Source organism: Nocardiopsis sp. YSL2 (genome assembly GCF_030555055.1).
Lineage (GTDB): Bacteria > Actinomycetota > Actinomycetes > Streptosporangiales > Streptosporangiaceae > Nocardiopsis.
Genome location: NZ_JAMOAO010000001.1, coordinates 2867862 through 2886273, shown reverse-complemented (window position 1 = coordinate 2886273; position 18412 = coordinate 2867862). Strand labels below are relative to the sequence as shown.

19 protein-coding genes are annotated in these 18412 nt (G+C 71.9%); 13 read left to right on the top strand and 6 right to left on the bottom strand.

Annotated elements, in window-relative coordinates; all coding sequences use genetic code 11:
• The first annotated feature begins 4 nt into the window (after nucleotides 1-4).
• A complete protein-coding gene (locus M1P99_RS12520; protein ID WP_304452818.1) occupies nucleotides 5-1366 on the top strand; it encodes a DUF6177 family protein in 1362 nt (453 codons plus the stop codon).
• 80 nt (nucleotides 1367-1446) lie between these two features.
• The gene (locus M1P99_RS12515; protein WP_304452817.1) at nucleotides 1447-2025 is read left to right on the top strand and encodes a hypothetical protein; all 579 of its coding nucleotides are present in this window, start codon (nucleotides 1447-1449) and stop codon (nucleotides 2023-2025) included.
• A 15-nt stretch (nucleotides 2026-2040) separates the two neighbouring features.
• Here M1P99_RS12515 and M1P99_RS12510 read toward each other — a convergent pair whose 3' ends face one another.
• The 3 genes from M1P99_RS12510 to cutA form a co-directional block, all read right to left on the bottom strand.
• Nucleotides 2041-2697 carry a GNAT family N-acetyltransferase gene (locus M1P99_RS12510; protein WP_304452816.1) on the bottom strand — a complete coding sequence of 219 codons (657 nt, stop codon included), beginning with the start codon at nucleotides 2695-2697 and terminating at the stop codon, nucleotides 2041-2043.
• Between the two features lie 140 nt (nucleotides 2698-2837).
• On the bottom strand, nucleotides 2838-3461 hold the full coding sequence (locus M1P99_RS12505; protein WP_304452815.1) for a hypothetical protein: 624 nt from the start codon (nucleotides 3459-3461) through the stop codon (nucleotides 2838-2840).
• Nucleotides 3458-3793 carry a divalent-cation tolerance protein CutA gene (cutA, locus tag M1P99_RS12500; protein ID WP_304452814.1) on the bottom strand — a complete coding sequence of 112 codons (336 nt, stop codon included), beginning with the start codon at nucleotides 3791-3793 and terminating at the stop codon, nucleotides 3458-3460. Before cutA ends, M1P99_RS12505 begins: the two co-directional genes overlap by 4 nt.
• Before the next feature lie 75 nt (nucleotides 3794-3868).
• Here cutA and pyrE point away from each other — a divergent pair, with 75 nt between their 5' ends.
• A complete protein-coding gene (pyrE, locus tag M1P99_RS12495; protein WP_304452813.1) occupies nucleotides 3869-4402 on the top strand; it encodes an orotate phosphoribosyltransferase in 534 nt (177 codons plus the stop codon).
• Nucleotides 4403-4563: 161 nt separating this feature from the next.
• On the opposite strand, the gene M1P99_RS12490 is transcribed toward pyrE, so the two are convergent.
• On the bottom strand, nucleotides 4564-4953 hold the full coding sequence (locus M1P99_RS12490; RefSeq protein ID WP_304455675.1) for a RodZ domain-containing protein: 390 nt from the start codon (nucleotides 4951-4953) through the stop codon (nucleotides 4564-4566).
• Between the two features lie 411 nt (nucleotides 4954-5364).
• Between M1P99_RS12490 and fbaA the strand changes: the two genes are divergently transcribed.
• From fbaA to M1P99_RS12455, 7 genes are all read left to right on the top strand, one after another.
• Nucleotides 5365-6387 carry a class II fructose-bisphosphate aldolase gene (fbaA, locus tag M1P99_RS12485; RefSeq protein WP_304452812.1) on the top strand — a complete coding sequence of 341 codons (1023 nt, stop codon included), beginning with the start codon at nucleotides 5365-5367 and terminating at the stop codon, nucleotides 6385-6387.
• 187 nt (nucleotides 6388-6574) lie between these two features.
• Nucleotides 6575-6991 carry a DUF3151 domain-containing protein gene (locus tag M1P99_RS12480; protein ID WP_304452811.1) on the top strand — a complete coding sequence of 139 codons (417 nt, stop codon included), beginning with the start codon at nucleotides 6575-6577 and terminating at the stop codon, nucleotides 6989-6991.
• Nucleotides 6992-7233: 242 nt separating this feature from the next.
• Complete coding sequence (locus M1P99_RS12475; RefSeq protein ID WP_304452810.1) at nucleotides 7234-8517, top strand: adenylosuccinate synthase; 1284 nt, start codon at nucleotides 7234-7236, stop codon at nucleotides 8515-8517.
• A 56-nt stretch (nucleotides 8518-8573) separates the two neighbouring features.
• Nucleotides 8574-9824, top strand: coding sequence for a phosphoribosylamine--glycine ligase (gene purD / locus M1P99_RS12470; protein WP_304452809.1), 1251 nt, complete (start codon nucleotides 8574-8576; stop codon nucleotides 9822-9824).
• 251 nt (nucleotides 9825-10075) lie between these two features.
• The gene (locus M1P99_RS12465; RefSeq protein WP_304452808.1) at nucleotides 10076-10981 is read left to right on the top strand and encodes a phosphoribosylaminoimidazolesuccinocarboxamide synthase; all 906 of its coding nucleotides are present in this window, start codon (nucleotides 10076-10078) and stop codon (nucleotides 10979-10981) included.
• Nucleotides 10982-11351: 370 nt separating this feature from the next.
• Nucleotides 11352-12647 carry a UDP-N-acetylglucosamine 1-carboxyvinyltransferase gene (gene murA, locus M1P99_RS12460; RefSeq protein WP_179829732.1) on the top strand — a complete coding sequence of 432 codons (1296 nt, stop codon included), beginning with the start codon at nucleotides 11352-11354 and terminating at the stop codon, nucleotides 12645-12647.
• Between the two features lie 265 nt (nucleotides 12648-12912).
• Nucleotides 12913-14163 (top strand): transcriptional regulator, encoded by a 1251-nt coding sequence (locus M1P99_RS12455; RefSeq protein WP_304455674.1) that lies wholly within the window; start codon nucleotides 12913-12915, stop codon nucleotides 14161-14163.
• 124 nt (nucleotides 14164-14287) lie between these two features.
• Here the strand turns inward: M1P99_RS12455 and M1P99_RS12450 are convergent, their stop codons facing one another.
• A complete protein-coding gene (locus M1P99_RS12450; RefSeq protein WP_304452807.1) occupies nucleotides 14288-15052 on the bottom strand; it encodes an MBL fold metallo-hydrolase in 765 nt (254 codons plus the stop codon).
• 87 nt (nucleotides 15053-15139) lie between these two features.
• Here M1P99_RS12450 and M1P99_RS12445 point away from each other — a divergent pair, with 87 nt between their 5' ends.
• Nucleotides 15140-15751, top strand: a complete 612-nt coding sequence (locus M1P99_RS12445; protein WP_304452806.1) for an ABATE domain-containing protein — start codon at nucleotides 15140-15142, stop codon at nucleotides 15749-15751.
• Between the two features lie 65 nt (nucleotides 15752-15816).
• Complete coding sequence (locus M1P99_RS12440; protein ID WP_304452805.1) at nucleotides 15817-16359, top strand: hypothetical protein; 543 nt, start codon at nucleotides 15817-15819, stop codon at nucleotides 16357-16359.
• 79 nt (nucleotides 16360-16438) lie between these two features.
• On the opposite strand, the gene hisC is transcribed toward M1P99_RS12440, so the two are convergent.
• The gene (hisC, locus tag M1P99_RS12435; RefSeq protein ID WP_304452804.1) at nucleotides 16439-17521 is read right to left on the bottom strand and encodes a histidinol-phosphate transaminase; all 1083 of its coding nucleotides are present in this window, start codon (nucleotides 17519-17521) and stop codon (nucleotides 16439-16441) included.
• A 231-nt stretch (nucleotides 17522-17752) separates the two neighbouring features.
• Between hisC and M1P99_RS12430 the strand changes: the two genes are divergently transcribed.
• The gene (locus M1P99_RS12430) at nucleotides 17753-18400 is read left to right on the top strand and encodes a hypothetical protein (protein WP_304455673.1); all 648 of its coding nucleotides are present in this window, start codon (nucleotides 17753-17755) and stop codon (nucleotides 18398-18400) included.
• Nucleotides 18401-18412 lie beyond the last annotated feature (12 nt).

Genomic DNA, 18412 nt, shown 5'->3' with positions numbered 1-18412 from the left:
ACCCGTGACCTACGATGTGGTCGCTCTGACCGAGGAACTCCCGGACGTGCGCGGAGTGGTCGCCGCCCTCGTCCAGGCCGGCCCCGACCTGGGGATCTGGGGTGCCGACCGTGGTGGGGCCGTGCGGCTGCGCGATGGCGAAGGCCGCCATGTCGTGACCGTCGAGGCCCCCCGGGGCATCGCGACGCCGTGGGAGGTCGTCCGCCTCCTGGGCGAGGATGCGGCAGAGGGGCTCACCGCGAACACCTGGTGGGTGGACGTCCGCTCCCCCTCCGGGAACCCTGAGGCCGCGCAGGCGGCCCATCGGCTCGCGGAGTCCCTCGTCAAGCGGCACGGGGGTACTGCGTGGCCGCCCTCACCACAGGCGCCGTGGGCCCAGGACCTGCCCCGGGGGTCGTCGGAACACCCGGTGGCGCTGACGGAGACCGCGCAGGCCCGGGTACTCGCCAACGGCTCCCCCGTCGTGTCCCTCACCGCAGTCGTCGCCGACGCGATGGCGGAGAGCGGCCGCGACGGCCGCGCATTCCACCTGCTCACCCCGGCCGCGTCCCGACTGACCCATCCGCTCCGCGTGGTCCTCGCGGGTCCCGGCCACCGCTGGGTGGTGGAGCGACCCCACGGCCGCGGCCACGTCGACGGGATCACCGGAGTCCCCCTCACCTGGGACGACGAACTCGGCTACCGCCCCCGGCGGGATGGCACCCCACCGGCTCTGGCCCGCGGAGACGGCGGAAGCGGGCTGGTCGTGGACCTGAGAGTGCTGCACAACGCGACCGATGAGCTGCGGGTGGGCGGGACCGTCGAGCGGATCGGTGAGCTGCTCTGCTCATCGGCTCCGCGGGGATGGGGCACGAGTGAGCCCGCGCTCTCCGACTGGGACGCCGAGCGCATCACCGACCTGTGCCGCGACCGTGCGCCACGGCCGACCCGGCTCGTGGTCACCGGCCCCGCGTTCTCCGGCACCCTCGACGTCCGGCGCGTGGTCGAAGGAGTCCGGGAGGACACCAGCCTCGCGGTCGGGACCACGGTGAAGACCGACGACCTGCCGGATCTGGTGGCCGAGTTCGCCGACTCCCTCCAGACGCTGACCGTGCGCCGCGTCCCCGGTGCCGTCGACGCCCAGCACAGGCCGGTGCTGTCCGGGGCCTCGGCACCGGTCGGTCTCGCGATCGGGCCGTCCGGTGTGAGCGACATCGGGTTGGACCGAGCGCTCAACGCCCCCGTCCCCGCCCAGACCGTGGGCCCACGGCTGGCCCCGGCCGTGTGGTACCGACTCGACGAGGACCGGAGCCAGACCGAACTCTTCCAGGACTTCCGCGCGCTCATGGACCACCTCCGGCCACCGGACAGCCGCTCTCGGCCCTGACCGCGAACGCCGGTACCGGACCCGGCCCAGGGCCGCCCCCGGCACTACCGGCACCGGTCCGCCGCTGCTAGGTTCGCGCGGTGACGCGATTCCTCGGGGTCTACATCGGCGCGGGTTTCGGGCTCGCCTTCGTCCTCGCCAACACGGGGCCTCCACTCGACCCGGCCCTCGCACTCGTCCTGCGCGTCCTGGCCGTCGCCGCGCTGGTCGGCGTCGTCGCCCTGAGTCTGGTCCTCGGGCGACGCCCCGCACCGGACGGCGGTAGGCCCGGAGACGACACCCCGGCACTCCGGTTCGGGCCGTTCTACGGCGCCGTGGTGGCCGCGGAGGTCGTCCTGATCCTCGGCGGTATCCAGGCGCTGCGGCTCCTCGACGCCCCGGACCAGGCCAACGTCTGCTGGATCGCCCTGGTGGTCGGACTCCATTTCTTCCCGTTGGCCCGGTACTGGCGGACCCGCGAGATCCTCGTCGTGGCCCTCTACCTGTCGGTGCTCGGTGCCGCCGGCCTGGCCATGGTGTTCAGTGGCCACCCCGCGTGGGCGCCCTTCGTCAGCGGTGTGCTCTCCGGGGCGGGCATGCTCGGCGGCCTGCTCGTCTCCCTCGCCGTCCCCTTCCTCTCCGGACGGCGTGCCGCGGGGCCCGGCGCCACCGCCGCCTGAGTCCGGACGCGCCGGTCAGGCCGCCCGGGGGCCCAGGCCGAAGAACGGCAGGCACGGTTCCAGACCGGTGACCGTGACCGGGACGGTCCGGTGCCGCTCCCAGTCCTCGCGGGTCATCCGGTAGCGCTGCTCCCGCACCGGCTCGCCCCGGACGGCGACGACGTCGACACCGTTCGGGCGGTAGCCCAGACGGCGCGACACCCCGTGGGAGGCCTCGTTGCCCTCGTGGGCCTCCGTCACCGCGCTCCGCGCGCCCAGTCCCTCGAACGCCAGGTGGAGCACCGCCGCGCGCATCTCGGTACCGATGCCCCGGCCCTGGAACGACCGGCCGAGCCACGAGCCCGTTCCCACCTGCCGCCGGACCGCGAAGTCCTTCGCGCCCACGTCCTGGACGCCGACCACGGTGTCCTCGTACACGACGACCAGGTTCAGGTTCCAGTCCACCGGCGTCCACGAAGCCAGCTTGCCCAGGTTGTACTGGATCACCGACAGCGCGACCTTCGCGGGGGGCTGGTCCGTCCACGGTTCGGAGAACGGCATCTGTTCCGGGGCGTGGATGCCCTGGGCCGCGACGTCCCCCAACCGCGCCAGGTCCTCCATCGACGGCAGGCGGAGTTCGAGGCGCGGGGTGCGCACGCGCAGCCCCATGGGTGGGAAGTGCTCACTGATCATGCGCCGATTCTCCGGGCCGGGCCGACCGCTGTCACCCGGATTTCGCCCGCCCGCGCACCGTCCCGCCCTTCGCGCCGTCCCGCCCGCACACCGAACCGGTCGGGCCCGCGCTCCCGACGCCTCGGTGCCACTCCACGCGGTCAGGTCCCGCGGAGTTCGCTCAGCAGGTCGGCCAGTGCCGCCGGTGCGGCCTCCGGGGCGGCCTCGCGGACCGCCCATCCGCGCATCCGGGCCAGGTGCGCCACGTGCGCGCGGTCCGGCCGCGTCAGCAGGTAGCCGCACGGCGCGTCGGGCCAGTCCGACACCATCGGCAGGTGCTCGGTGCGGTACCCGGGCGGCTCCGCTTCCCCCGACGCCCCCACACCCGCTTCCGACTCCGCCCCGGCCCCCGTGGGCTCTCCCGGCCCGGCCGGGGCCTGGGCGGCCGTGATCTCGGCCAGCGTGGGACTGCCCGGCTGCGGGAGGAAGGCGTCCACCAGCACGTATCCGAGAACCGGGCGGTGCGCGGCGCGCTGGGCGGCGCCGACGGCCCCCACCAGCGGACCCGCGTCGCCCTCGGCGACCAGGGCGATCCGGGCGTCGGCGGCGACCGCGGCGTTGATCTCCAGGCTGGCGTGCGCGACGTAGCGGCCCGCGTACGGCGGCCGGTCGTCGGCCCCGCCGTCGATCCGTGCGGTGGGAACGCCGTGGTCGGGCAGCCGGTCGGGCAGGTCGGGCAGGCTCCGGGTCATGCCCAGGGGCGGCGGCAGCAGGACGGCGATCACGCGGCCCCCGCCGTCTCCTCGCGCACCCAGTCCAGGTACGCGGGGTTGCCGCCCGTGACCGGGACGGCGACGATCTCGGGGACGTCGTAGGGGTGGACCTCCACCAGATGCGCCGTGAGGTCGGACAGGCGCGCGGCCGCGGTCTTGATCACCACGGTCCACTCCTCGTCCGCCTGGACCGCGCCCTCCCACCGGTAGAAGCTCCGGATGGGTCCGCCCACCTGGGCGCAGGCCGCCAGCCGGCGCTCGACCACCGACGCCGCCAACCGTTCGGCCGCCTCCCGGCCGTCGACGGTGGTCTCGACCCGGACGGTGTCCGCGGACTGCGGCATGGTCACCCCTTACGGCCTGGGAACACGTGCGGCCGGGTCCGTGCCGTACCGCCCGGTGTTCTAGGCTCACTGATCATGAGCGAACGTGATGAACTCCTGCGACACATCAACGATAAGGCGGTCGTGCGCGGGAAGGTGACCCTGTCCTCCGGCATCGAGGCCGACTACTACGTCGACCTGCGCCGGGTGACCCTGGACGGGGAGGCCGCGCCGCTGGTCGGCTCGGTCATGCTGGACAACGTCGGGGACCTGGACTTCGACGCCGTGGGCGGGCTGACCCTGGGCGCCGACCCGGTGGCGACCGCGATGGTGCACGCCGCGCACGCGCGCGGGCGCAGGCTGGACGCCTTCGTGGTGCGCAAGGCCGGCAAGGCGCACGGGCTCCAGCGGAGGATCGAGGGACCCGACGTCAAGGGGCGGCGCGTGCTGGCGCTGGAGGACACCTCGACCACGGGCAACTCGGTGCTCACCGCGGTGGAGGCGCTGCGCGAGGCGGGTGCGGAGGTGGTCGCGACCGCGCTGATCCTGGACCGGGGCGCGCGCGAGCGGGTCACCCGGGAAGGGCTGGAGTACCGGTCGGTGTACGAGGTCTCCGACCTCGACCTCTGAGGTACGCCGGAGTCGGACAGGGCGCGAGGGTTCCCGGCGGGTCCGACGGGGAACCGGGCCCTTCGGGGCCCGACCACGCGGCGCTCCAGGGGCGCGCTCCCGCGAAAGTGCGGTTCCGGTGCCGGGGTCGTGTGCGCCCAGCGCGGGCCCCGGGCCCGGGATCAGCCGTCGCCGCTGATGGTGAAGCTGTAGCCGGCGTCCTGGTCGGATACGTCGCGCTGCTCGCCGTTGACGAACACCTCGACCGCGCTGGGCTCGTCGATGGTCACCTCGAGCCCCTCGCCCGCCTCGGCGAAGTTGATCGAGCCGCCCTGCCTGATCACCTGGTCGTGCAGGACGTCACCGCCGGGGACGCGCACGAAGACATTGCTCGACTCCCCGATCACCCGGATGTAGAGCGCCCCCATGTCCCTCTCGTCCTCACTCCCGGACGAGGCTTCGGAGGCGTTGGCGCTCACGCTCGTTCCGGTGCCCGGAAGTGAGCGGTACAAGAAGTACCCGCCGAGGGCGACCAGCGCCACCAGGAGCACGACAGCCCCGACGATGGCCATCACCTGGCCGGCGCCGCGCGGATCGTTCCTATGCCTTCCCACGGCGTTGAATGTAGCGTGTATCACGACAAAAAGCGACAGTGCTCCCTGTGGAACCGCGTCCTTCCACGGATGCGGCGGTGCCGCGGGCGGATCGCGCGCCCCGTGCTTCCACTCAGCGACACGGCTCGAATCGCGACACCGTGAGCTGCGTGAACGCCCGCAAGTTCGGGCAATTTGGTCTAGACCTTTCCAACGGCTCCGGGGATTCGGGATACTTGGTCGACACCTGGTGGACACGTCCGGACGCTCGGCCCCGCAGGGGGCCTCCCCCAGCCGTTCCGGACCTTCACCGGGGCAACGCACGTGGGGTGCCGCGGGTCCACGACCGGCGGCCGCTCGCTCCAGGCCGAACCCAGGGAGAGTCAAACCATGCCCATCGCCAGCCCCGAGGTCTACACCGAGATGCTGAGCCGCGCGAAGTCGGAGGGCTTCGCGTACCCGGCCATCAACGTGACCTCCAGCCAGACGCTCCACGCCGCGCTGCGCGGCTTCGCCGAGGCGGAGAGCGACGGGATCGTCCAGATCTCCACCGGCGGCGCCGACTTCCTGTCCGGCACCACCGTCAAGGACATGGTCACCGGGTCCGTCGCCTTCGCGGAGTTCGCCCGCGTCGTGGCCGACAAGTACCCCGTGAACGTCGCCCTGCACACCGACCACTGCCCCAAGAACAAGCTCGACGGCTTCGTCCGCCCGCTGCTGGAGATCTCCAAGGAGCGCGTGGCCAAGGGCCAGGAGCCGCTGTTCCAGTCCCACATGTGGGACGGCTCGGCCGTCGAGCTGGGCGAGAACCTGGAGATCGCCCAGGAGCTGCTCGCCGCGTCCAAGGAGGCGCGCACCATCCTGGAGATCGAGGTGGGCGTCGTCGGCGGCGAGGAGGACGGCATCGTCGGCGAGATCAACGAGAAGCTGTACACCACCCCGGAGGACGCCCTGCGCACCGCCGAGGCCCTGGGCCTGGGCGAGAAGGGCTACTACATGACCGCCCTGACCTTCGGCAACGTGCACGGCTCCTACAAGCCGGGCTTCGTCAAGCTGCGCCCTGAGGTGCTCAAGGAGGCCCAGGACGCCGTGGCCGAGAAGTACGGCAAGGCCAAGGCGTTCGACTTCGTCTTCCACGGCGGCTCCGGCTCCACCATGGAGGAGATCCACGAGGCGATCGGCTACGGCGTGGTGAAGATGAACGTCGACACCGACACGCAGTACGCGTTCACCCGTCCGATCGTCGACCACATGATGAAGAACTACGACGGTGTGCTGAAGGTCGACGGCGAGATCGGCAGCAAGAAGGCCTACGACCCCCGTGCCTACGGCAAGGCCGCCGAGGCGGGCATGGCCGCGCGCGTGGTCGAGGCCGCGCAGCACCTGAAGGCCGCCGGCAACAAGATGAATTAGCCGGACGGCGACGGGGACCGCGGGCGCCCGGCGCCCGCGGACGCCCCGATCATCCCCACGGCCCGCGCACGCCACCCGGCGCACGCGGGCCGTGGGCCGGTGGCCGCCGCGGCGAGGAGACGGCGACGGCCGCGGCTGGGCCCGGCACCGTCCGGGATCGGTGCGGCCGCGGTGGCAGGATGGGGGCATGAACCTGCACCAGAACCTGCTCGGCGAGCCGCCCGCCACCCGCCTGCCCGACCACCCCGAGGCCCGCGAGGCGCTCGCCGCCGCCGACGACCCCACCCCGGTCGCCGGCCGCTTCCCCGACTTCTCCGCGGCCTGGGCCTCCCTGGCCGAGAACGCGCTGACCGCCGACGAGCCCGTCACCGCCTACGCCTACGCGCGCACCGGCTACCACCGCGGCCTCGACCAGCTGCGGCGCGCGGGCTGGAAGGGCCACGGACCGATCCCCTGGGACCACGAGCCCAACCGCGGCTTCCTGCGTGCCCTGCACGCCCTGTCCGTGGCGTCCGAGCGCATCGGTGACGCGGAGGAGGCCGAGCGCTGCGCCACCTTCCTGCGCGACTCCAGCGCCGAGGCGGCCGACGCGCTCACGGCCTGATCCGCGGCCGGCCCGGGGCCCGCACGGGAGCATCCGGGGCCCTGGCCGGCGCCGGCTCGGGGCCTGTCGGCGCGTGTCGGCGCGTGTGTGACCGGCGCGGCGCCACCACCCACTTAACCGTGTTCAACAGGTCGTGTACGCTCTATACGCAACGGCCCCTGTCGCTGCCTTGCGCCAGGGGTTCTTCCATGTTCGGGGTCGAGAGTGCCCCGGTCAGGTGTCGAGCGAAGAGGTAGAGACCAATGCCGGCGATCACGCTCGTGGGTGCCCAGTGGGGCGACGAGGGCAAGGGCAAGGCGACCGACCTTGTCGGCGACCGCGTGGACTACGTGGTCCGGTACCAGGGCGGCAACAACGCTGGTCACACGGTGGTCATCGGCGACCAGAAGTACGCCCTCCACCTGCTCCCCTCGGGCATCCTGTCCCCGAACGTCGTCCCGGTGATCGCCAACGGCGTCGTCATCGACCCAGGCGTCCTGCTGGAGGAGCTCCAGGGGCTCGACGAGCGCGGTGTGGACACCTCGCGACTGCTCATCTCGGCCAACGCGCACCTGATCATGCCCTACCACCGGGCACTGGACAAGGTCAGCGAGCGCTTCCTCGGCAAGGGCAAGATCGGCACCACCGGACGCGGCATCGGCCCGACCTACGCCGACAAGGTCTCGCGCCAGGGCGTGCGCGTCCAGGACATGTTCGACCCCAAGATCCTGCGCAAGAAGATCGAGCTGGCCCTGCACGACAAGAACCAGCTGCTCACCAAGGTGTACAACCGGCGCGGCCTGGAGGCCGAGCCGATCATCGAGGAGTACCTGGGCTACGCGGAGAAGCTGCGCCCCTTCGTCGCCGACACCTCGCTGATCCTCAACAAGGCGCTCGACGAGGGCAAGACCGTCTACCTCGAGGGCTCCCAGGGCACGCTCCTGGACATCGACCACGGCACCTACCCGTTCGTCACCTCGTCCTCGCCCACCTCGGGCGGCGCGGCGGCCGGCTCCGGTATCGGCCCGACCCGCATCACCAAGGTCGTGGGCATCCTCAAGGCCTACACCACGCGTGTGGGCTCGGGCCCCTTCCCCACCGAGCTCCTCGACGAGCAGGGCGAGTGGCTGCGCACCCAGGGCGGCGAGTACGGCGTCACCACCGGCCGCAACCGCCGCTGCGGCTGGTTCGACGCGCCCATCGCCCGCTACGCCACGCGCGTCAACGGCATCACCGACTTCTTCCTCACCAAGCTGGACGTGCTCACCGGGCTCGACCGCATCCCGGTGTGCGTGGCCTACGACGTCGACGGCGTCCGCCACGACGAGATCCCGATGACGCAGACCGACTTCCACCACGCCACGCCGGTCTACGAGTACCTCGACGGCTGGTCCGAGGACATCACCGCGGCACGCGAGTTCGAGGATCTTCCCAAGAACGCGCAGAAGTACGTGCGTACCCTGGAGGAGATGGCCGGAGCCCCCATCTCCGCCATCGGCGTCGGTCCGGGCCGCGACGAGACACTGCAGCTGCGCTCCCTCGTCTGACCCGGCGCACCAGCGCCAGACCGTCTGTCCGCCTTCAACACGAAGAGGCCCCCGTAGTGAAAGCCCTCGTTCTCGGCGGCGGAGGCCGCGAGCACGCACTCGTCCGCGCCCTGTCCCTGGACCCGGGCGTCACCTCCATCCACTGTGCCCCCGGCAACCCGGGCATCTCGGACCTGGCGGAGAACCACGTCATCAACGTGACCGACGGGCTCGCGGTGACCGAGCTGGCGGCCCGCATCCGCGCCGAGCTGGTCGTCATCGGCCCCGAGGCGCCGCTGGTCGCCGGTGTGGCCGACGCGCTGCGCGACCGCGGCATCCCCGTGTTCGGTCCCGACCAGGAGGCCGCTCGCCTGGAGGGCTCGAAGGCCTTCGCCAAGGAGGTCATGGAGGCCGCCGGCGTCCCCACCGCCAAGGCGAGGGTGTGCCGCTCGGCCGGACAGGTCTCCGAGGCGCTCAACGAGTTCGGCCCCCCGTACGTGGTCAAGGACGACGGCCTCGCCGCGGGCAAGGGCGTCGTGGTGACCGAGGACCGCGCCCTGGCGGAGCAGCACGCGCGCGAGTGCGGCCGCGTGGTCATCGAGGAGTTCCTCGACGGGCCCGAGGTCTCGCTGTTCGTGCTCAGCGACGGGCTGCACGCGCTGCCCCTGCTGCCGGCCCAGGACTTCAAGCGCGCCTACGACGGCGACCAGGGACCCAACACCGGCGGCATGGGCGCCTACGCCCCCGTGCCGTGGGCGCCGACGGGCCTGGTCGACGAGGTGATGGAGTCGGTCGTGCGGCCGACCCTCGCCGAGATGAACCGCCGTGGCACCCGCTACCAGGGCCTGCTGTACGTCGGACTGGCGCTCACGTCCAAGGGACCGCGCGTGGTGGAGTTCAACGCCCGCTTCGGCGACCCGGAGACCCAGGTCGTGCTGGACCGCCTGGCCACGCCGATCGGCGCGGTCCTTCAGGCCACCGACACCGGCGGGCTGGGCGCCATCGGCTCGCTGCAGTGGAAGCCGGGCGCCGCGGTCACCGTGGTGGTCGCGGCCGAGGGCTACCCGGCCGACCCCGTCAAGGGCGACGCCATCGGCGGTCTGGACGCCGCCAACGCCCTGGACGGCGCCTACGTGCTGCACGCCGGCACCGCCTGGGAGGGCGTGCGCGACGTCAAGTCCAACGGCGGGCGTGTGCTGAACGTGGTCGGGACCGGAACCGACCTGCGCCAGGCGCGCGAGCGGGCCTACGAGGCCGTCGGGCGCATCGAGATGCGCGGCTCCTTCCACCGGACCGACATCGCCGAACGCGCCGCCGCCGAACTGTAGGAGCGTGTCCGGCCGCCGTCGGCGGCCGGACACCGGCCGGAGCGACGCGAAGGCCGCAGAAGGCACGACGAGGGCGCCGACGGGCTTCTGGAGGCCCCACAGGCGCGCTCGCGACACGTTCCGCGCCGAAGGCGTCCGCTGAGGGTGGTGGCGGGCGGCGACGGGCGGGCACGACGGAGTACACCGGAGGGGCCGCCGCGTCTCCTTCGCCCCGTTCCCGTACCCCAGGCGCCCGAAAGACCGAGGATCCCATGAGCGGTTTCGTCAAGCAGCCCGGCCACGTCGAGGTCGAAGGGCTGACCCATCTGCACACCGGCAAGGTGCGCGACCTCTACTCCACCGCCGGGGGCGACCTGGTGATGGTGGCCAGCGACCGCGTCTCGGCCTACGACTGGGTGCTGCCCACCGAGATCCCGGGCAAGGGGCGCCTGCTCACCCAGCTGTCCCTGTGGTGGTTCGAGCGGCTGCGCGACCTGGTGCCCGACCACGTGCTGTCCGACACGCCCCCGCCCGGTGCGCCCGCCGACTGGGCCGGGCGCACCCTGGTGTGCCGGAACCTGGACATGGTGCCGGTGGAGTGCGTGGCGCGCGGCTACCTGGCCGGGTCCGGGCTCGCCGAGTACCGCGTGGACCGCACGGTGTGCGGCGTCCCGCTGCCCGAGGGCCTCACCGACGGGTCCGAACTGCCCGAGCCGATCTTCACCCCCGCCACCAAGGCCGCGGTCGGTGACCACGACGAGAACGTGTCCTTCGCGGTCGTCGCCGAGCGGCACGGGGAGAAGCGGGCCGCGGAGCTGCGCGACCTCACGCTGGCCGTGTACGCCCGCGGCCGCGGGATCGCCCGTGAGCGGGGCGTCATCCTCGCCGACACCAAGTTCGAGTTCGGCCGCGACGCCGAAGGCAACCTCGTGCTCGCCGACGAGGTGTTCACCCCCGACTCGTCGCGGTACTGGCCCGCGGACGAGTGGGCACCGGGCGGTCCGCAGCCCTCCTTCGACAAGCAGATCCTGCGCGACTGGCTGACCTCCCCCGCCTCCGGCTGGGACCGGGCCGCGGACACGCCGCCGCCCGAGCTCCCCGCGGAGGTGGTCGAGCGCACGATCGAGCGCTACAAGGAGATCCACCGGCGTCTGACCGGCGGCGAAAGCGGGCTCTGAACCGACGCGCACGCGTGATTCCGCGCACGTGGGCACCGATCGGCACCGCCGAGAGCGTATGGTGGTCACGTTGTGCCGGGCGCCGACCCATGGTGACCACACGCACGACACCCTGGTCTTCTCCGCCGGAAGAGTGCCTTCCTGGCCGTTCGGTGGGACTCTGTCCGCGATCTGCGGGTATACCACGCTACAGGCGGTTTCAGGCACGCAGGTGCTATAGAGTCGTCGCGAACATCGGTTCACTGGCCGCGCAGGTCACGCGCAAGTTGGTCGCAACGTTCCGGGGGAAACCCGCGTCTAAAACGCATAGAGGCGAAACCCGACGAGGGTGGCCTTTCTACACATCTGCCTCACAAAGGAGCACATGAGCATGGGCCAGGAGGTTCGTTACCGCGTCCGCGGCGGACGCCCCCTCAGCGGAACGGCGTTCATCCAAGGCGCGAAGAACGCCGTCCTGCCGATGATCGGCGCCGCCCTCCTCGCGGCCAAGGGTCGCACCGTACTGCGGAACGTCCCGGTCATCGAGGACGTGTACCGCGCGCTCGAACTCGCCGAGCACATCGGCGCCAAGGTCGCCTTCCACGAGGACGAGCGCACCGTCGTCATCGACGCCTCGAAGCTCAACGACCCCGAGCGCGCCGTCCTTCCCGCCGAGATCGCCGCGCGCTTCCGCGGCTCCGTGCTCTTCGTGCCCGCGCTGATGCACCGCACCGGCCGCGCCCGGATCGAGGGCGTGGGCGGCTGCAACCTCGGCAGCCGCAACCTGGACTTCCACTACCGCGGCTTCGCGCGGCTGGGAGCCGAGGTCACCGAGGACACCGAGCGCAACCACATCAACGTCGAGGCCAGCAACCTCCGCGGCGGCCGCCTCTACCTCGACACCCCCTCGCACACGGGCACCGAGAACCTGCTCATGGCCGCGGTCCTGGCCCCCGGGACCACCGTGATCGAGCACGCCGCCCTCGAGCCCGAGGTCATCGACGTCATCAACTTCCTCTCCGCCATGGGCGCGAAGATCACCGGTGGCGGCACCGGCCTGATCACCGTCGAGGGCGTGGAGGAGCTCACCGCGGTCGAGCACACGATCATGTCCGACCGCATCGACGCCGGCGTGTTCGCGATGACCGTCGCCGCCACCGGCGGCGAGGTCAGCCTCGTGGGCGCGCACCTGGACCACCTCGGTGTGGCCCGCTGGAAACTCGAGCAGATGGGCGTGGGCTTCTCCCAGGAGGGCGCCGTCCTGCACGTCCAGCGTGACCCCTCCGTGCCGCTGCGTCCGATCAACGCGGTCACGTCGCCGTTCCCCGGCTTCGCGACCGACCTCCAGTCGCCGCTCATGGCGCTGGCCACCCTCGCCGAGGGTGAGAGCTACATCCACGAGGCGATCTACGACGGCCGCTTCGCCCTGGCCGACGAGCTCAACAAGATGGGTGCCAAGATCGAGGTGGAGGGGACCCGCGCGATCGTGCACGGCCCCACCAACCTGCACGGCACCGAGGTGATCGCGCACGACCTGCGGACCGGCGCGGCGCTGGTCCTCGCAGGACTGGTCGCCGAAGGTGAGACAATCGTGGCGCCCGGTTATCTGGTGGACCGAGGTCACGCTCAGTTCGCATCGCGGCTTGCCGCGCTGGGCGCGGACGTGGAGCGCGTCGTCGTCTCGTAGGAGCCGAATGCGCAGTTCAAGCCGGGGTGGGAGCTCGCCTCCCACCCGGGCTTTCGGCGTTGATATGGAAAACGATCTTCTTTGGCCCCGCACAATGGGTACGATCTCGGCAATCATGCCGTGACAGAGATCGGGTCGGGAAACCAGTGGGCGCACATAGTGAAGAGCGTGGAATGGTAGCGGGGAGCAACCCGAGGTGAGTGCCCAGCGTACTGGCGATTTGACGATCGGCGTCATAGGGCCCCATGAGGTGGTCGAACGGGTCATGCTCATGGGCCCGGGGTCCACGGGGCCCCTCAACGCCAGACTCATCGCCGCCGCGTACCGAGATGAGCAAGAGGCGACGGACAAGGTCGTGAGACTGGGTTCGGCGATCGACGCCTACCTGTTCGCCAGTCCCGTCCCCTACGAGTTCGCGCGCAAGGCCGGGGTGCTGACGATGCCCGCGACCTTCGTGCCGCTCGGCGGGGCGAGCCTGCACGAAGCCCTGCTCCGAGCGACGCTGGACGAACGCTACGACCCGACCAGAGCCAGCCTGGACGTCCTCAGCCGCGCCGACGTCGTGGAGGCCTACTCCGAGGTCGACCTGCCCGTCGACGGCATCCACGTGCACGAGGAGCTCACCAACACCGCCCAGCTGACCTCGTTCCACGAGGGGCTGTGGCGGCGCAAGGCCACCCGGATGGCGATCACGTGCGTGCGCGGTGTCGCCGAACGCCTGGAGGCCATCGGGGTCCCGGTCGTGCGGCTGCGCCCGACCAACGCCGGGGTGCGCAGCGCGCTGCAGACCGCCGGCCTGCTCGGCGCCCACCACCGTTTGGAGGAGGCCCAGCTGGGCGTGGTCGTGGTGGACGTGCCCACGCTCCGCGACTCGTCCAGGCGGTCCACCCCGCGGTACTGGCGGGAGGAGCTACGGCTCTCGCTGCACCGGCTGCTCCTGCAGGAGGCGCACCGGATCAACGCCACGGCGCACCGGCTGGACGATCATTCGTTCATGATCACCGCGACCCGCGGGTCACTGGTCACCGCGACCGAGGGATTCCGGCAACCGCCCTTCGTCGAACGGATCAAGGCGGAGCTGGGCATCGCGATCGAGGTCGGGATCGGGATGGGGCGCACCACCCAGGACGCCGAGGCCCACGCCAGAGCGGCTCTGAACCGCGCTCAGGCGTCCCGTCAGAGCTTCGCGGTGGACCGTGAGGGCCGTTCCCTGGTCCCGGCGCAGCGCGCGCCCGCACGGCAGTCCTCCGAACCGCTGCGCACCAAGGGCCGGGAGACGTTGATTCGCCTTTCGGAGAAGATCGCCGAGGAGGACGGGCCGCTGGTCGTCGACGCGGAGAACGCCGGGCGGATGCTCGGCGTCACGTCGCGCACCGCGCGCCGACTGCTCCGGACCCTGGTGGAGGAAGGGCTGGCGTGGCCGCTACCGCCCAACCGGACCCTCCAGCCGGGGCGCCCGCGCCAGCTGTACCGGCTGATCGTGGAGAAGCTCGACAAGGACTCCGCGGGCAAGTAGCCGCGTGAGCGCGTACACGGGGGTGGGCACGGGCCCGCCCCCGTCGTCGTGTTCCGGGGGCTGGCCCGTGACCGGTCCCGTGTAGCGCTCGGTGCGGTCGGGCGGCCCGGCCGGCGTGGGGGGCTCAGGCCATGGACAGGCGGTCGGCCAGACCCGCCTCGGCGAAGGCCCGCTCCAGTTCGCCGTGCCCCTCCGTGAAGTGCGCCCAGCCGTCGGCGTGCGCGGGGACCACCCGGCGCGCCCCGAGGATCCTGGCCGCCTCCGCGCTCCGCTCACTGTCGAGGGTGAGCAGCGCGCCGTCGAACAGCGGGGTACGGGCGCCTCCGGCGAAGAGGACGGCGGTGTCCACCGGACCGAAGCGGTCGGCGACCTCCCGGACCACGTCCAGGGAGGCGTTGTCACCGCTGACGTAGACCGTGGGCAGGTCCGTCGCCGTGAGGACGAAGCCGATGACCTCACCGGTGAACGGCTCGCACCCCTCGGGTCCGTGCTGCGCGGGCGCGGCCGTCACGGTCACCCTGCCGCCGTCGGGCCGCTCCAGCTCGACGGACTCGCCGGCCGCCAGGCCCCGGGCGGTCCCGCCCAGGCGGTCCGCGCCGCCGCGTGTGGTGAGGGTGAGCGGGACGTCGGACAGGAGGGCCCGGCCAGAGCCGTCGAGGTTGTCGGGGTGCTCGTCGTGCGAGAGCAGCACCGCGTCGATCGGGCCCAGTTCGCCGGGTGCGGCGGCGGGGGCGGCCGTCTTGGTGAGCACGAAGCCCTTGGCCACCGGATAGTCGCGAGGGGCGTCGAAGGTGGGGTCGGTGAGGAAGGCGAGGCCTCCGTACCCGATGAGGACGGTCGGACCGCCGAGGACGCGGACGGCGACCTGGCTGGACGTGACATCTGACATGCAACACCTCACGGATGGATCGACTTTTTACCGTGAGGTGAGACTAGATGAGTCTCACGGTTGAAGGCAAGCGGTACCATGAGAACCATGAAGGAGACCGTGACCGGCGAGTCGGCTCACCCCGCCCCGCCTCCCGCGCCGGGCGCCGAGCTGCACCCCTCCCTCGACTTCGCCAACAGCGTCGTGACCCTGCCCGGAGGACGGCGGATCGACCTCCTCGGCTCGCCTCCGGACGCCACGCGGTGGCTCGTCGAACGCGACCTCGCTCCGGAGGACGCCCAACTGTGGGACTTCTGCGCCGGCAAGCTGCGCGCGCTCCGCGATCAGACCAGAGTCCTGATCGCCGCCCGGATCGACGGGTCCCCCGCCGCCCCCGCCGCCGTGGAGGCCCTCAACGACGCGCTGACCAGGGTTCCCACGGCCTCGCTCCTGCACTGGGACCCCATCGGCGGCCCGTACCGGGCCGTCTCGCATCCGGCCACCCAGATCGTCGACCACGCCCTCGCGGTTCTGGCCGCCGACGCCGCCGAACTCCTGACCACGCCCGACGCCGAGCGCCTCACCGCCTGCGGGTCCCCTCCCTGCGACCGCTACCTGGTGCGCACGCATCCCCGCCGCCACTGGTGCTCGGTGCGCTGCGGCGACCGCGCCCGCGCCGCCCGCGCCTACGCCCGGCGCGCCCAGGCCACAGCGGACTGAGAGCCGCCCACAGGCTGTGGAAATCCAGGTGCGTGCGCGTCCGCGCACCGGCAGGCTGGTGAGCCATGGACGACTCCTCGACCGTGCGCCCGCGCCAGGTGCTGCTCATCGGCGGCGGCGCCGGTGTCGGCAAGACGACCGTCGGAGGGGAGGTCTCGGTCCTGCTCCGCGCCAGGGACGTCGCGCACTGCGTGATCGAGGGCGACGTGCTGGACCAGGTCCACCCCGCCCCCTGCGACGACCCCGCCCGCTCCCGCGTCACCGAGCGCAACCTGGCGGCCCTCTGGTCGAACTACGCCGACCTGGGCCACCACCGCCTCGTCTACACCAACACCGTCAGCATCCTCGAGGTGCCGATGTTCCGCCGTGCGATGGCCCCGGGGCCGCTGGACTTCACGCTGGTGCTGCTCACAGCCGGGAAGGACGTGGTCCGCGAACGGCTCGCCCGGCGCGAGACCGGATCACAGCTCCTGCCCCACATCGAGCGCAGTCGGCGCATGGCCGCCCTTCTGGAGGCCGAGGCCCCGGACGGCACCGTGCGCGTGGCCACGGACGGTCTGAGCGTCGCGCAGGTGGCGTCACGGGTCGTCGCCGCGGCCGGCTGGTAGCGGGCCGCCGCCGGGCGCGCGGGCTCCCGGCATGGGAGGGGCCGTCGGCGCTCGGCACCGACGGCCCCTCGGACACTCCCTAGCGGCGCTTCGGATAGGCGGTGGCGGCGGCCAGGAACACGTCGTTCTCCTCGGGCGTGCCCAGGCTCACCCGGGCGCCCTCCCCGTCGAAGGGCCGGACCGCCACGCCCTCGCGGGCGCACGCGGCGGCGAAGTCGAGGGTGTCCTCGTCCGCCCGCAGCCACACGAAGTTGGCCTCGCTGCGCGGCACCGTCCAGCCGGCGGCGACGAGCGCATCGCGCACCCGGTCGCGCTCCTTGACGGTGAGCGCGACCCGCTCCAGCAGTTCGTCCTCGGCCGCGAGGGACGCGATCCCGGCGGCCTGCGCGAGGTGGTTCACCGCGAACGGCACCAGGGTCTTGCGGACGGCGCCGGCCACGTGCGGGTGGCCGACGAGGAACCCGAGCCGGATCGCGGCGAGGCCGTAGGCCTTGGAGAAGGTCCGCAGGACCGCGACGTTGGGGCGGTCGCGGTACAGGTCCAGACCGTCGGGCACCTCGGGGTCGCGCACGTACTCGCGGTAGGCCTCGTCGAGGATCACCAGCACGTGGGCGGGGATCCGGTCAAGGAAGCGGATCAGCTCCTGCTCGCGGACCGCGGTGCCGGTCGGGTTGTTGGGATTGCACACCAGCACCATGCGGGTCCGGTCGGTCACGGCCTCGGCGATGGCGTCCAGGTCGTGCGTCTCGTCCCTGAGCGGGACCCGCACGGAGGTGACCCCGGCCAGGTCGGCGAGCAGCGGATAGGCCTCGAAGGAGCGCCAGGCGTAGACGACCTCCGCGCCAGGTTCGCCCACGGCCGCCAGCAGCTGTTGGAGCAGGCCGACCGAGCCCGCGCCGAGGGCGACGTGCTCCTCGGGGACGTCCAGGCGCCCGGCGAGCGCGGCGACCAGTTCGGCCGCACCCGGGTCCGGGTAGCGGTTCAGGTCGGCGGACGCCCGGGTGATGGCCTCACGCACGGACGGGAGCGGCCCGTAGGGGCTCTCGTTGGAGGACAGCTTGATCGATCGCCCGTCGGGCCCGACGACGCGCAGACCGGGCTTGTAGGCGGGCATGCTCTCCAGCACCGACCGCAGATATGGCGATTTCGACTCCGACACCATTGTCCTTCCTCAATACTTTGTGCTAGCCCCGCGACACGTTCAGCTACTTCGCGCCCGGGTTGCTCACCGCTCCCAGCGGAAATATCGCACAAACGAGGAGATACCACCATGCGTTTGCGTCATCGTCCCGCCGATCGGAACCGGATCACGGCTGGTCGACGCCCTCACGTCGAGGGGCCCAGGACTGCCGTCCGATCATTGGTCCTCCCCGTCGCCCTGTCATCGGTGCTCATGGTCAGCGCGTGCGGCGGCGGTGGAGAAGAGGAGACCGGCGGACCGGGCTCCGAGGCCGCCGCGGAACTGCACGACGCGCAGGTCCTGAGCCTGCACGACGCCACGCTGATGCCCGAGGGCAGCGAGAGCGGCGTCTACTCCGAGCTTGTCACAGTGCAGTACAGCGAGGAAGTCCGGGCCAGCACCGAGCTGGACAAACCCGAGTGCGTCGACGCCGCCAACCGGTGGGGCGACCTGGACGGCGTCCAGGACGCCCCCGCTTCGATCGCGGCCTACGAGTGGTCCGAGGGGGCGCTCTCCCACATGCTCGTACGGCTCGAACCGTCCGTCGCGGAGGAGGCCATGGACACCGAGCCGCCGGAGTCCTGCTCGTCCTACAGCGCCACCTACGAGGACGGCAGCTCGTCCGACTACGGAGTCAGCGAGTTGGACCTGCCCGCGTTCGCCGACGAGTCGCGGGCCTTCGCCATCGAGGTCTCCTCCGCGGACGAGCAGAACAACATGTACAGCGTCATGTACCGCAACGGCGACCTGCTGGGTACGACCTCGATCCTGGGCGCGGGCGACCAGGAGGACTACGAGGACATGCTCGTGGAGTTCACCGAGGCCGCCATCGAACGCCAGGGACAGATGCTCGACGGCTAGGGCGTGGAGACC